Source organism: Halobacillus sp. Marseille-Q1614 (genome assembly GCF_902809865.1).
In the GTDB taxonomy this organism is placed as follows: domain Bacteria; phylum Bacillota; class Bacilli; order Bacillales; family Halobacillaceae; genus Halobacillus_A.
On sequence record NZ_CADDWH010000001.1, the window covers coordinates 3186319 to 3200056 of the forward strand.

At 42.9% G+C, this 13738-nt stretch carries 16 protein-coding genes, 2 tRNA genes, 1 riboswitch and 1 other annotated feature (1 of these 20 cut by a window edge); of the genes, 9 read left to right on the top strand and 9 right to left on the bottom strand.

What is annotated here, in order from left to right; translation table 11 throughout:
• Positions 1-200: 200 nt before the first annotated feature.
• Positions 201-1910 carry an acetate--CoA ligase gene (acsA, locus tag HUS26_RS16030; RefSeq protein WP_173918050.1) on the bottom strand — a complete coding sequence of 570 codons (1710 nt, stop codon included), beginning with the start codon at positions 1908-1910 and terminating at the stop codon, positions 201-203.
• 246 nt (positions 1911-2156) lie between these two features.
• Positions 2157-2204, top strand: a riboswitch (PreQ1 riboswitch).
• 133 nt (positions 2205-2337) lie between these two features.
• Between acsA and queF the strand changes: the two genes are divergently transcribed.
• Positions 2338-2835: a preQ(1) synthase gene (queF, locus tag HUS26_RS16035; RefSeq protein WP_173918051.1), complete on the top strand. Its 498-nt coding sequence runs from the start codon at positions 2338-2340 to the stop codon at positions 2833-2835.
• A 35-nt stretch (positions 2836-2870) separates the two neighbouring features.
• On the opposite strand, the gene aldA is transcribed toward queF, so the two are convergent.
• On the bottom strand, positions 2871-4322 hold the full coding sequence (gene aldA / locus HUS26_RS16040; protein ID WP_173918052.1) for an aldehyde dehydrogenase: 1452 nt from the start codon (positions 4320-4322) through the stop codon (positions 2871-2873).
• 131 nt (positions 4323-4453) lie between these two features.
• Here aldA and HUS26_RS16045 point away from each other — a divergent pair, with 131 nt between their 5' ends.
• Positions 4454-4642, top strand: coding sequence for a hypothetical protein (locus HUS26_RS16045; protein ID WP_173918053.1), 189 nt, complete (start codon positions 4454-4456; stop codon positions 4640-4642).
• A 32-nt stretch (positions 4643-4674) separates the two neighbouring features.
• Here the strand turns inward: HUS26_RS16045 and HUS26_RS16050 are convergent, their stop codons facing one another.
• The 3 genes from HUS26_RS16050 to HUS26_RS16060 form a co-directional block, all read right to left on the bottom strand.
• Positions 4675-4926 (bottom strand): hypothetical protein, encoded by a 252-nt coding sequence (locus HUS26_RS16050; RefSeq protein ID WP_173918054.1) that lies wholly within the window; start codon positions 4924-4926, stop codon positions 4675-4677.
• Between the two features lie 109 nt (positions 4927-5035).
• Positions 5036-5137, bottom strand: coding sequence for a YjcZ family sporulation protein (locus tag HUS26_RS16055; RefSeq protein WP_173918055.1), 102 nt, complete (start codon positions 5135-5137; stop codon positions 5036-5038).
• Positions 5138-5232: 95 nt separating this feature from the next.
• Positions 5233-5889, bottom strand: coding sequence for a M50 family metallopeptidase (locus HUS26_RS16060; protein WP_173918056.1), 657 nt, complete (start codon positions 5887-5889; stop codon positions 5233-5235).
• A gap of 86 nt (positions 5890-5975) precedes the next feature.
• Here HUS26_RS16060 and modA point away from each other — a divergent pair, with 86 nt between their 5' ends.
• The 5 genes from modA to HUS26_RS16085 all read left to right on the top strand — a co-directional run bounded on the left by modA (position 5976) and on the right by HUS26_RS16085 (position 8865).
• On the top strand, positions 5976-6746 hold the full coding sequence (gene modA, locus HUS26_RS16065) for a molybdate ABC transporter substrate-binding protein (protein WP_173918057.1): 771 nt from the start codon (positions 5976-5978) through the stop codon (positions 6744-6746).
• A gap of 18 nt (positions 6747-6764) precedes the next feature.
• Entirely contained in the window at positions 6765-7445 is a 681-nt protein-coding gene (gene modB / locus HUS26_RS16070; protein ID WP_173918058.1) for a molybdate ABC transporter permease subunit, read from the top strand.
• A gap of 12 nt (positions 7446-7457) precedes the next feature.
• The gene (locus HUS26_RS16075; RefSeq protein ID WP_173918059.1) at positions 7458-8075 is read left to right on the top strand and encodes an ATP-binding cassette domain-containing protein; all 618 of its coding nucleotides are present in this window, start codon (positions 7458-7460) and stop codon (positions 8073-8075) included.
• An 86-nt stretch (positions 8076-8161) separates the two neighbouring features.
• Positions 8162-8344 carry a hypothetical protein gene (locus HUS26_RS16080; RefSeq protein ID WP_173918060.1) on the top strand — a complete coding sequence of 61 codons (183 nt, stop codon included), beginning with the start codon at positions 8162-8164 and terminating at the stop codon, positions 8342-8344.
• Positions 8341-8865 (top strand): hypothetical protein, encoded by a 525-nt coding sequence (locus HUS26_RS16085; protein ID WP_173918061.1) that lies wholly within the window; start codon positions 8341-8343, stop codon positions 8863-8865. The genes HUS26_RS16080 and HUS26_RS16085 overlap by 4 nt, the downstream gene beginning before the upstream one ends.
• Before the next feature lie 274 nt (positions 8866-9139).
• Here HUS26_RS16085 and HUS26_RS16090 read toward each other — a convergent pair whose 3' ends face one another.
• Positions 9140-9415, bottom strand: a complete 276-nt coding sequence (locus HUS26_RS16090) for a holin (RefSeq protein ID WP_173918882.1) — start codon at positions 9413-9415, stop codon at positions 9140-9142.
• A gap of 255 nt (positions 9416-9670) precedes the next feature.
• Positions 9671-9743 (bottom strand) — tRNA-Arg (locus HUS26_RS16095).
• Between the two features lie 158 nt (positions 9744-9901).
• On the opposite strand from HUS26_RS16095, the gene HUS26_RS16100 reads away from it, so the two are divergent.
• Together HUS26_RS16100 and HUS26_RS16105 are read left to right on the top strand one after the other, a co-directional pair.
• Positions 9902-10543 carry a deoxynucleoside kinase gene (locus tag HUS26_RS16100; protein ID WP_173918062.1) on the top strand — a complete coding sequence of 214 codons (642 nt, stop codon included), beginning with the start codon at positions 9902-9904 and terminating at the stop codon, positions 10541-10543.
• Complete coding sequence (locus HUS26_RS16105; protein ID WP_173918063.1) at positions 10540-11223, top strand: deoxynucleoside kinase; 684 nt, start codon at positions 10540-10542, stop codon at positions 11221-11223. Before HUS26_RS16100 ends, HUS26_RS16105 begins: the two co-directional genes overlap by 4 nt.
• Before the next feature lie 252 nt (positions 11224-11475).
• Here HUS26_RS16105 and HUS26_RS16110 read toward each other — a convergent pair.
• Positions 11476-11568: transfer RNA gene (locus HUS26_RS16110), tRNA-Ser, on the bottom strand.
• A 503-nt stretch (positions 11569-12071) separates the two neighbouring features.
• Positions 12072-13346, bottom strand: a complete 1275-nt coding sequence (gene serS / locus HUS26_RS16115; RefSeq protein ID WP_173918064.1) for a serine--tRNA ligase — start codon at positions 13344-13346, stop codon at positions 12072-12074.
• Between the two features lie 208 nt (positions 13347-13554).
• Positions 13555-13738 (bottom strand) — a binding site (T-box leader) (it continues 39 nt past the right edge of the window).

A 13738-nucleotide genomic window follows, 5' to 3' on the forward strand; every position in this document is an offset into this window, starting at 1 on the left:
CCTGGTAGACACGAAACGCATAAGCAAAACGGCCGGAGGAAGGCGGCCTTCCCTTTTAGCAGGCCGGATTACTTATGACGCGAGTGTCTGGGCGCTGGAGCTGGATGTTGCTCTTTTAAACACATATATCCACAGCTTGGAATTTTATAATTTCCTAGACAAAAAGAAAGCGCACAGCGTAAGAAGCTGTGCGCTTAGTCTTATTCTTCGAGTGTAGATGTATCTCCTGTCGGCAGCCCAAGCTCCCAGGACTTGAGGAGACGACGCATAATCTTACCGCTTCGTGTTTTAGGAATCGTATCCCTAATTTCAATTTCCCGCGGCGCTGCGTGAGCACTCAATCCTTTTTTCACGAACTGGCGAATTTCTTCGAGAAGTTCATCTGACTCGCTATATCCATCACGAAGCGTAATGAACGCTTTGATGATTTCCCCTCTTTCAGGGTCAGGCTTCCCGATTACACCAGCTTCAGCAACGGCTTCATGTTCAATCAGCTTACTTTCGACTTCAAATGGGCCGACTCGCTCACCGGATGTGTTAATTACATCATCTAAACGACCCTGGAACCAGAAATACCCTTCTTCATCTTTATAGGCGCTGTCACCAGATACATACCAGCCATTAATGAAATAGCTTTCGTATTTACCAGGGTTGTTCCAAACGGCTCTCATCATGGAAGGCCAGCCTTCACGAATCGCCAGGTTCCCCATCTGATTGGCAGGAAGTTCATTTCCTTCATTATCTACGATCGACGCTACAATTCCAGGGAAAGGTTTACCCATAGAACCAGGTCGGATATCTACAGCTGGATAGTTACAGATCAGCATACCGCCTGTCTCTGTCATCCACCACGTATCATGAATTCTCAAATCAAAGGCTTTAAGCCCCCAAGTAATAACTTCCGGATTAAGCGGCTCTCCGACGCTAAGAATGTGTCTTAAGGAGGACAGATCATGCTGCTTAGCCGTTTCTTCTCCGGCGCTCAGCATTTTTCTAAATGCTGTCGGGGCAGAGTACCATACGCTTACCTTCTGATTGGCAATTGTGCCATACCAATCATCCGGGCTGAAGCGTCCTCCGCGAACCACGTTAGTGACACCATTAAGCCAAGGAGCAAATATTCCATAACTAGTTCCAGTTACCCATCCTGGGTCAGCTGTACACCAGTACACATCATCTTCTTTTAAATCCAGCACCCATTTACCTGTCTGGTAGTGCTGCAGCATCGCATTGTGGACATGATAAACCCCTTTTGGCTTACCTGTAGAGCCTGACGTATAGTGCAGAAGCATTCCATCTTCAAGATCTACCCACTCAATCTCAAATTCTTCAGATGCAAACGCCATCTCTTCATCATAGCTGATGTGCTTTCCTGGATCAGACGCACCGACAAGGATGATTTTCTCTAAGTTAGGAAGCTCTTCCTGAGGGACACGCTCTAATAAATCCGGAGTCGTAATAAGTACGCTGGCCTCACTGTCTTCAAGGCGGTCACGGACGGCCTGCTCCATAAATGCTTCAAACAGCGGACCGGCGATAGCACCAGTTTTTAATATTCCAAGGAAGGAAGCGTAAAACTCCGGGCTTCTATGCATAAATAAAAAGACACGGTCGCCTTTTTTTACATCATGTTTCTTTAATACGTTAGCAAATTGATTACTTTGACGCTTCAATTGGTCAAATGTTAACACTTCTTCACGATTAGGAGCTGTATAAATCAGGGCCGCCTGATCCTTTTTGTCCGGATTCTCGGCATGCTTATCTACTGCTTCATAAGCAATGTTGACTTTCCCTGTCTCACTCCAGCTGAATTCCGTTTTGACTTCATCCCATTTAAAGTTCTTGTACATTTCTTCATAATTTTCTAAGTTGTGTTTTCCCGCTCTTGCTGTGATTGGCTGCATATCCATTGAATCACCTCATATAAGATTTTTGTAAACGGTTTCTCACAAATCCTGAAAATAGCCCTGCTTATTCTACAAATACAGAGCTGTTTTCTACAATTTTATTCGAAATATTTCGTGAATTACTTCTTATTTTAGTAGAAAACGCTTCACTTTTAAAGTGAAAGAACTAATTTTTTACATAATTAGTTCTTATTCCACCCTCTGTGATTGACTTTTACACGTTCTACTACCTATAATGAACTTGCTCATACAAAAGAGGTTCTTAGCAATAAACCCTCTATAAAAAACTAAGGCTAAAAGCGAAACGCAAGATTCACCGCTTCCTTAGGGAGGCGGTTTTTTATTGGATTTACTTGCACTCTAAATGGGCTTTGAATCTGCTCACTTTCAATCAAACCTGCCCCATTTTTTAATAACAGGAGGAATGAACATGCCAGGCCGCAAAGACGACCAATTAACTGACTTAACCCTTTTGGGCAGTCAGAACAATGAATATTCATTTGAATATAACCCAGCAGCATTAGAAACATTCGACAACCAGCACCCAAACCGTGATTACTTTGTAAAATTCAACTGTCCTGAGTTTACGACGTTATGTCCTAAAACAGGCCAGCCCGATTTTGCGACAATCTATATCAGCTACATCCCTGATGTCAAAATGGTAGAAAGTAAATCACTAAAACTTTACCTTTTCAGCTTCCGCAACCACGGGGATTTCCACGAAGACAGCGTGAATACTATGATGAACGATCTTATTGAATTAATGGATCCGCGCTACATTGAAGTATGGGGTAAATTCACGCCTAGAGGCGGCATCTCCATTGACCCTTACTGCAACTATGGAAAACCGGGAACGAAATACGAAAAAATGGCCGACTACCGGATGATGAATCACGATATGTATCCGGAAACTATTGATAACCGGTAATATGTAATCCCCTCCTATTAAAGGAGGGGATTGTTTTATTGCTTATCTTTTTTAAACTGCATATAAACAACCTGAGTGGCGAGGAAATCTTCCATACCGTATTTTCCGTCGGTACCGCCAAGTCCTGACTTGCGCATGCCGGCATGATATCCTTGTACGGCCTCAAAATTCTCACGGTTTACAAACGTTTCTCCAAATTTTAGCTCGTCTACTACGCGCATCGCTTCATTTAAGTCATCTGTATAAACCGATGAGGAAAGTCCAAATTCCGTATCATTGCCTTTTTCAATCGCTTCATCCAGCGTCTTATACGTAGTGATCGGAATAACAGGACCGAATATTTCTTCCTGCATAATCGGAGAATCCTGTTCGACATTTTTTATAATCGTCGGTTTGTAGAAATAACCTTTTTCCACATCAGCACGCTCTCCGCCAGTAACGACCACAGCACCTGCTCCTACCGCTTCTTCCACCATACTTTCTACTTCTTCTAAACGGTCCTGGCTGACAAGCGGGCCGACATCGACGTCTTTATTCTCATTTGGATCCCCTATTTTCAGCTGTTCAAATGATTCTCTTAAGCGGTCCACAAACTCATCCGCAATGCTTTCATGGACGTACACTCTCTCCGCATTCGTGCAGGCTTGGCCGTTGTTCGCAAGGCGGGAAGTCTGAATGCTTTCAACCGCAACGTCTAAATCCGCATTGGCTGTAACAATCGCCGGCGCTTTACCTCCAAGTTCCAGGTTAACTTTTGTAATATTTTGAGCGGCTGCTTCCATCACTTTCGTACCTGCTGCGACACTTCCTGTCATAGAAATCATCGCTACGTTTTTGTGGGAAGCCAGTGCGTTTCCAATTTCAGAGCCCGTACCTGTCACTACATTATAGACCCCTTTTGGCAGCTCATCCATTTTATCGATCAGCTTTGTAAATTCCATAGCTGTATTTGGAGTCTGCTGACTCGGCTTTAACACAATCGTGCAGCCTGTAACTAAAGCTGTAGCTACTTTTCTCGCTAATATAAACACAGGGAAGTTCCAAGGCACAATTCCTGCTACAACACCGATTGGTTTTTTATGGATATAGATGTGCTCATTCGGACGGTCACTCGGTACGACATCTCCTTCAATACGGCGTGCCCATTCCGACATATAACGGAAAAAATCTATCGCCAGGTCGACTTCACCGCTGGCCAGTTCATAATCTTTCCCCTGCTCCTGCTGAAGAAGCTCAATGAATGTAGCCCGATTCTCTTCCATCTGATCTCCTAATTCACGCACAATCTTACCTCTTTCAATATTGGGAGTGTGTTCCCAGCCTTTTTGGGCCTCAAAGGCTGCTTGAACAGCACGATCCACGTCTTCTTTTGTTCCTTTTGGTGTACGTGAGATAACTTCTTCAGTAGATGGGTTCAAAATATCCAACCATTCATTCCCGCTGGATTCGGTATATTCACCATTGATATATAATTGATGGGTAATCAAAAGAAATTCCTCCTTGAATACTTTGTTACACAAGAGTTGTTCCTCTTCTTTCCATTTTATAAACCAATGAACGCGCTGGTTTCATTTCAGGACGCGCTTTCGTTATAATTAACAAAAAGGAGGTACAGCCTATGAAAAAAGAAAATCAAATGTTTTATATCTTAGGGGCAGTAGGGATCGCGAACATAATCGCCGCTCTTATACTGGCTGTAACGATCAGCAATCCAATGGTTGCCGCCATGCTCTTCGTCTCTGGAATCCTGCTGATGGTAGGAGGCTGGGCTGATCGCAGAGAAAGAAGAAAGAGGAACAAGAAGTAATAAAAAAAAGCCTCTTTTAAGAAAGAGACTTTTTACCATTCCAATATAAACCCTTTGACTTCTTTTGAAGCCCCTTCTTCACTTTTCTGCCGGGCCGTAAAATAAGGATTGTCCTTATCGAGATCATACTTTAAGGAGTCCGGCTCCAGATAAAGCTTATACTCTAAATCTGTTACTTTATTGAGGGAGATACCTGGCACCGTCTCCTGGTTCTTCTCCTCATCAATTAATAAAATATCAATATTATCATATCCATGGCTTACAAGTCTTTCCTTTAAATTCATCTTGTCCCCTCCAAAAGTCTCACAATTCGTCTGTTTTCTATATACCCTTATTATCTTGAGTAAAACTTTATTATGTACAAAATAAAAAGCGAGGAGAATTCCCCGCTTTCTAAAATCCGTAGCCACCGCCTACGTATGCCGCACCGATGATAATCAACAAAATGAACAAAACAACTAGTAAGGCGAAACCTCCGCCGTATCCACCGCTCATCATCTAACCCCCTCTCATAACTTTCTTTACTACAATATGTAGGAACTAAATGAAAGTAAGGGCTATAGCGGATTTTTTCCGATGAAAAATAATTTCTACACGAGAAAAACTCTTTGCAGGGAAATCCAGGCAAAATAAAGGGCCTGGACAAAAAATAACACACCCCACAGTAAAGCAGGGATAAAACCGGTTAATCGGGCCAGGTTCGCTGCGTCACCGGCCTGGTGTGGAGAGAAGAAGCTCAGCCACATAATTTCAAATGCGCTGGTTACCGCTTCGATCAGTACAAGGGAAGCGATAAATACGAGCACGTATTGAATCAATGTCTGATTTCCGGAGCGTAACAGCCAAATAAACGCTGCTCCAAACGTAATGATCCAAAAAATCCCGTATCCGTTTCTCACCCAGAAGATCAAGTTAATTACTAAAAAGCCGAGCAAAAGATAAACCATCCAGCGATAGTTCCCTTTAGTAATCAGATAAAAAAATAAATAGCTCATAAAAGAAGCGAATAAATAGCCGGACAAACTGGTTAAGAACTGGCTCCCCCACGAGGAGTGCCCAGTCATCGTCACTCCGGAAGTGTTAGGAAATAGAGAGATATTCTTCACATTTCCACCGGTAATTAACGCCATAAGCGAATGGCCCGTTTCATGAATCATCGTATTGACCATTGCGAAGTATTTTCCAACAATCGGCGCCTGCGTTAATATAAATGCTAAAATTAAGCTGATAATAATTTGTAGTTTCATAGAAGGCTACCTCACCTTGTTATTATTTTACTAAAAAGTCAGAGACCCATATAATTTGATGTAACCCATTATTAGGAGCATCTATTATGTTTACGAAAACTTTCCCTTTATGTTTCATTTTCTTGTTCATACTTACTGCGTGTTCCACGTCCAACGAGCAAAAGGCTGAAGTGAATCTCACTATTTCCGCAGCTTCGAGTCTTCAGGAAGCGATGGAAGAGATCATAAATACATATGAAGAAAAGGATTCTGATTTGTCGTTTTCCCTCAATACTAGCAGTTCTGGCAAACTGGCACAGCAAATCCACCGGGGAGCGCCTGTCGATATTTATATTTCCGCTAACGAACGGTGGACAGACTGGCTGCTAAAGAATGAGCATATTAAAGCAGACAGCCTAAACAATATAGCAGGAAATAAGCTCGTTCTTATTGCACCAAAAGAAAAACAAGCAAACGTATCTGCTTTAGAAAATTTACAGCTTGGTCCAAATGATCAAATAGCGATTGGCGAACCAGAGAGCGCCCCTATCGGCCGATACGCGAAGCAGTCCATACAATCCATCGGAAAATGGGAAGCATGGAACGGTCATTTTGTTTATTCTAATGATGCCCGCCAGACGGTTACTTACGTCGCTTCAGGGAACGCGGATTATGGAATAGTTTATCAAAGTGATGCCAAGATTTCAGATCAAGTCGAAGTTTTAGCAGAGGTTAGTGAAGAAATTCACGATCCGATTATCTATCCAGCGGCGATCACAACGTCAAGCAGCCATCCGGAAGAAGCTGAGAAATTTGTCGATTACCTAAACAGTGAGGAAGCCCAGGATATTTTACGGACTTACGGCTTTTATCAATAAAAGAATGGAACGATTTCTATGAACTTATCACCTTTAATTCTGTCTTTACAAACTGCAGGAATAGCTACACTAATCGTTTTTATCATCGGAATCCTGCTTGCAAGGCTTATCTCGCGGCAATCATTTCCCGGGAAAAGTATTGTCGAATCAGTCATTTTACTTCCTATGGTTTTGCCGCCGACCGTTGTTGGTTTTGGCCTGCTCTATTTATTTGGGAACAACGGTCCTATCGGAAGTTTACTGATGGAATGGTTCGGTATACAGACTGTTTTTTCATGGCTTGGAGCGGTAATAGCGGCGATCGTTGTTTCGTTTCCGCTTATGTATCAGAGTGCCACAGCGGCCTTTCAGACATATGATCCTATGGTTGAAAAAGCCGCCTACACGTTAGGGGCTTCCAAGTGGAAAGTGTTTTTTAAAGTATCCTTTCCGTTAGCGTGGCCAGGCCTTTTGGCTGGAACCGTCCTCACCTTCGCACGTGCTTTAGGGGAATTCGGGGCGACTCTTATGATAGCAGGATATATTCCTGGAAAAACAGACACGATTCCTCTGGCGATTTACTTTGCTGTTGAATCAGGTCGAATGGACGATGCCAGGCTGTGGGTGATCATTATCGTGGCGCTCGGTTTCAGTTCGATATTATGGCTCAACTGGTGGAGCAAGAAAAACGTATTTTATTTCCAGGGAAATAATAAGTAAAGGAAGACGATTATGCTGAATGTATCGATTCAAAAGAAGCTGTCTAATTTTATATTGGATGTTTCCTTCCAGGCACGTAATGAAACCGTAGTCTTATTCGGCCCTTCCGGTTCGGGGAAGACAACGATATTGAACATCATTGCCGGTCTAACCTCTCCGGACAATGGGGAAATCACTCTGGATGGAAGAGCTCTTTATAAAAATAAGAAAGTGAACGTTCCCATACAACACAGAAAAACAGGCTATGTATTTCAGGACTATGCTTTATTTCCTCATATGAAAGTACAAAAAAACATTTTATTCGGCACTGAAGATACTAAACTTGCAGAAGAATTGATGTATTCTCTTAAAATCAGCCACCTTTCCTTAAAATACCCCCATGAAATATCTGGAGGAGAGAAACAAAGAGTGGCCTTAGCCCGCTGTTTAGCTGCTCAGCCCAGTGTTTTGCTTCTGGATGAGCCTTTTTCTTCTTTAGATGAGCAGACGAAAGAAGATTCACATCATGCTTTGCTTACCGTTACTTCCTCCTGGAACATACCCGTCATATTGGTCACCCATGATAAACAGGAAGCCGAAAAACTGGGAGACCGGATATTGCCTATTCACAACGGAAGGCTTGGTGTATAAGTCTTCCTGTTTTGGAAAGTATTGATAATAACTTGTGTATTCGTTACTCTTATAGAAGGCAGGTTGATTTGTCGGAGGTGTCCCGGGTGAAGAAGACCTACATAAAAAAGACTATTCAATGGTTAGTAATCGCTCTTTCCATTGTTATGATACTCATTGGTCTTGTTGTCGCTTATTTATTTGTAGCCGATATCTATTATGACGAAGATAAAGATCAAATTAATGAAAACGTACAACCAGTTTCTATTATAAAGGAGGAAATCAATTGAGCACTGTATGGAAATGGTCAATAGGTGTTATTATAATTGTCCTTCTGTTAATAGGGACCGCGGTTTTCTCTATTATGAAATATACAAATGATAGAAGCGAAGAAGCCAGCCTCCAGAAGATCGAAGAAACTTTCAAATCAGAAAACACATCTCATGGTGAAGGTAATTCAGAGACCAAAGAAATGAGTTTTGAAGGATCAGTCCAGGAATTTGTAGCCGAAGCCCATAATTTTTATAATCAAACATTAGGCTGGGGAAGAGACGAAGGCTTGGATGAAGACTTGCATTTGGAGTTCGCTGATCTGATTCAGCGATATTTAAAAAGCCATTCTACCGATCAGATCAACACCGAAGACATTCAGTCAATCAATGAATTAGCAGCTTCCTTAACTACTACACCTGACTTTAGAGAAAAAGTTATTCAGCTCCATCGTTATTTTCATGATCTAGATATAGCTGTTAATGATTACGAGGATTACGATAAAGTGTGGGGTGTCACGAAAACACTAAAGAATGAATAATCCCTTGCCTATTGATGGTGAGGGATTTTCTTATGTTTTTATAGTTTACCTGGGGAAGATAGAGAATTAACTATCATTATTTACTTAATATAAAGGCTTGTGAGACGACATTCTTTAGAATGGTAAGCGAAATAGAGACCCCCTAGTGTGGGTTTGGCGATAAGGCTCAGGCGTTCGTCCGCTTAAAAGCGAGCGGGTCTATTTCCATACTGATATAAAAAAAGCTGAACCAGAAGTTCAGCTTAATAAAATAGAAAGAGTCGGATCGTTAGGTTTACTTCTCTTTTTTAGAAGATTTCGTATACCCTTCCCTACGATTCACAATTTCAAAAAGGCCCGTGCCAGATAATCCGGCCCCGGCTCCCGCCCATAAACGCAGCATGAGTTCCATATCAGTCAGTGGATAGGCTAAAGCCCCGAGCACCAGCCCTGTCGCTAAGCTGATCAGCGGAATATAGTTCTTTGGAAGATCTATTGTCCTTTTCAAGACTTCAACCAGCCCCACAGCAAAGGGACTAATTAAGGTTGCAAACAATAACACTTGGTTCATTAACTCATTTTCCACAGGAAACACCTCCCTGCTGCAAGAAAGAAGTAGGACGAGGAAATGGCACTCTTCCTATAGTAGTAGAATACGAAGAAATCTATGGGACGTGATGGCGTTCATCTTGTGGTGAGGAAATTTTTCCTGACTTCATTTTCCATATTATCTCTTTCTCTTAATTGGGGGATCTATGGACAAATAAAAAACACCCGCCATTTTATTAATAAGGCGAGTGTTCTTTTGATTTCCCATTTTAGGTAACGCCCCCGGCAGGATTCGAACCTGCGACACACGGTTTAGGAAACCGATGCTCTATCCCCTGAGCTACGGGGGCACATGAATCATATTATACAAAATTTGCCGCCGCTTGAAAAGGAATTTTCCTTCAAAAATCCCGGTCGATCTGTTACTTCCTTATCCCCGGTGTGGTAAAATGGTATCTGTCTGTCAAAAGGAATCGAATTTTGTTTTAACCTGTAAGGAGGAGAAGAGATGGGACCATTACCTTTTATTGCCGTAGAAGGACCAATTGGAGTGGGTAAAACGTCTCTGTCTAAAAAGCTTGCCTCCCAGTTTGATTTTCATCTGCTAAAGGAAATCGTTGAGGAGAACCCGTTTTTAGGCAAATTTTATGAGAATATTGATGAATGGAGTTTTCAGACGGAAATGTTCTTCCTGTGTAACCGTGTGAAACAGCTGGAAGACATTGATCAATATTACTTAAAGCAAGGCAAGCCTGTCGTTGCTGATTACCATATCTCTAAAAATATGATCTTTGCCCGCCGGACGCTGAGGCAGGATCAATTTGATAAATATTCGCAGATCTTTGATATTCTTACCCGTGATATGCCAAAGCCAAATATTGTAGTATACCTGCAGGCCAGTCTTGATACACTGCTTGAACGCATCCGGATGCGCAATCGAGAAGTGGAAGAGAACATTCAGCCTTCGTATTTGGAGCAGCTGTCCCAGGACTATGAGGATTTCATGAGCCATTTTGAAGCGGCTCACCCGGAGATCCCTGTTGTCCGCATCAATGGAGATGAACTGGACTTTGTCAGGCATCAGCAGGATTTAGATTATATCATGTCACAAGTAAGAGATCATTTAAATAAAGGAGAAGTCATCAAATGAACGCAAGAGAACGCCACGGCATCCCGCATGACAGTGTAATCACGATCGCGGGCACAGTAGGAGTTGGAAAGTCTACTATGACCCACTCACTGGCAAATGCCCTTAACTTTAGAACATCTTTAGAAAAAGTAGAGACGAATCCGTATTTAGATAAATTTTATAACGACTTTGAACGCTGGAGCTTTCACCTTCAGATTTACTTCTTAGCAGAACGTTTTAAAGAGCAGAAGAAAATCTTTGAGTATGGCGGAGGCTTTGTCCAGGACCGTTCGATTTACGAGGATACAGGCATTTTCGCAAAAATGCACTATGAAAAAGGCACGATGTCTGAAACGGACTATAATACGTACACCAACCTTTTTGATGCTATGGTGATGACACCTTATTTCCCCCATCCTGATTTACTAATCTATTTGGAAGGCTCGTTTGATGATATCATCGAACGTATCCAGGAACGTGGACGCGCGATGGAGCAGCAGACGCCAATTGATTATTGGAAAGAGATGTACAACCGTTATGACAACTGGATTGATAATTTCAATTCCTGCCCTGTGCTTCGCTTAAACATTGCAGATTATGATCTGCTTAACGATGAAGCGAGCATAGAGCCGATCTTACAGAAGATCGGACACTTTATCCAGCAGTCCCGCAAATGGCGGTCAAGCCGTCTTTTAACTTAATAAAAGTCCCCTCTGGTTTTTGTCCAGAGGGGACTTTTTTTTGCATGACTCTGTTAATTGTTAATATGGACCTTCATGAAAAAGGGATCCTCATTGAAAAAACCACGCTTCACGGGCTTGCCCGCCCATGAGCCCCGCTTGCTTTTTCTGTATATTACAGAGCCTTTTGTATAGAAAAAACCGCTGCATTAAGCAGCGGTTTCGTGTTCTATAATCTCCAATTATTATGCGCGTTCATTTAAAAAGATTAAATGGCGGAGGAGGAGGGATTCGAACCCCCGCGGGCCGTGAAGCCCCTGGCGGTTTTCAAGACCGCTCCCTTCAGCCGGACTTGGGTACTCCTCCGTGTGACCGACAATAGATAATATATCATGGTCAGATTTATTCGTCAATAATTTTGTCGATTTTTTTGTGATTTTTCTTTTGCTCAAAAAATAATGGACTGTTGCGTTTATTTAGAAGTGAAGCGGGGAGCAGGTGAGCTAGATCGTTCCACTCGCGGATCCCACCTTTGCTCCATCTCCCTGCAGGAGTCCCGCCATTTCTTAAGCCCCTTACCTTTTTGTAGTGGAAACGCAACGCTAAAACTTTTGGTAAAGATAATGAATTTAGTACTCTTCTTAAAGTTCCATTCTTAATACCGTAAAGGGCCGGGGGAAACGGCGAGACTCCTATGGGAGGAAAGAACAGGGTGAGATCCCGGAGGGCTAAAAGCCCGAGGAAGCTCACCGTTCGCCCATGGAAAGCGAGTTGTTCCCCCGGCCCGGCTCTATACATTAAAACAAACGGAACCAACCTTTGATACACAAAGAAAAAGCCCGAGCCTAAGCCCGGACTTTTGTTATCAGTTATTTAATAACTTCTTTTCCCCCCATATAGGGACGAAGGACTTCAGGAATAACGACAGATCCATCTTCCTGCTGGTAGTTTTCCAAAATGGCTGCAACAGTACGGCCGATGGCAAGACCGGAACCATTGAGTGTATGGACGAATTCAGGCTTGCCTTTTTCTTCGCGTCGGAAACGGATGCCTGCCCGGCGCGCCTGGAAATCTTCAAAATTAGAGCAGGAGCTGATTTCGCGGTACGTATCATTGCTTGGAATCCACACTTCGATATCGTACTTTTTAGCGGCTGTGAAGCCTAAATCGCCTGTACACATACTCATAACCCTGTAAGGCAGTTTAAGCAGCTGTAGAACCTTCTCAGCGTGTCCTGTTAAAGCTTCTAGTACTTCATAAGAGTCTTCCGGTTTGACCAGCTGTACAAGCTCTACTTTATTGAACTGGTGCTGGCGGATCAGCCCTCTAGTGTCACGTCCTGCAGATCCAGCTTCAGAACGGAAGTTGGTGCTGAAGGCTACGAATTTCTGCGGCAGGTCTTCGGCTTTTAATATTTCTTCACGATGATAGTTTGTAACCGGCACTTCAGCTGTCGGTACGAGGAAGTAATCCCAGTCTTCGATCTTAAAAGCGTCCTCTTCGAATTTAGGCAGCTGTCCTGTACCTGTCATTGACGTACGGTTTACCATTTGCGGCGGAAGCATTTCCTGATAGCCATGCTCATCCGCGTGGAGATCCATCATAAAGTTAAGTAAAGCGCGTTCTAAGCGTGCGCCTAAACCTTTATAAAAGACAAAACGGCTTCCAGTAACTTTTGCAGCTCTTTCAAAATCTACAATATCTAAATCAGCGGCTACATCCCAGTGAGCTTTGGCTTCAAAGTCAAACGCTGGAATCTCTCCCCACTTGCGGGCTTCAATGTTGTCGTCTTCATCTTCTCCGACAGGAACACTCTCGTCTGGAATGTTAGGGATGGATAAGAGCATCGTATCCAGGCGTTCTTCCACCTGCTTAAGCTCACCGTCTAATTCTTTAATGCGGTCCCCTACTTCACGCATTTCTTTAATTTTATCATCGGCGTCCTGCTTGTTCCTTTTCAATTGAGAAATTTCTTTGGAAACGTCATTGCGGCGGGCTTTCAGCTCTTCTGATTCTTGGATAAGCTCCCGTCGTCTCACATCCAATTCTTCAAAAGCATCAAGCTCGGATAAATCTTCTCCTCGTTTTTGGAGCTTTTGTTTTACTTCTTCAAAATTCTGGCGTAAAAATTTTAAATCCAGCATATAAGCTTCCTCCTTTTAAATAAAGTGGCTTGTTACGTTGTGTAAGCAGGAAATTCACTCGCTTTCCGCGGACGAACGGTTAAGCCTCCCCGCATACTTCGGGGTCTTGCCCGCCCATTTTCTCACGCAGGAGTCTCACAAATTTCCTTTCCCACAATAACCTTTGAAAAGGTCCTAAAAATTAAAAAACCCCCGCCCCCTTATTAAATAAAGGGACGAGAGCTTGGTTATAAATTCCCGCGATACCACCCTGGTTGGAGATACTTGATCTCCCGGCTTCACTCCTAACGGCGAGTACCGATTTGCCCTACTAAAAGAGTTCAGGCAAACAACTCAAGGATGGATTCACTACTTTTCTTCATCAGTTCACACCAGCCACTGACTCTCTTTAG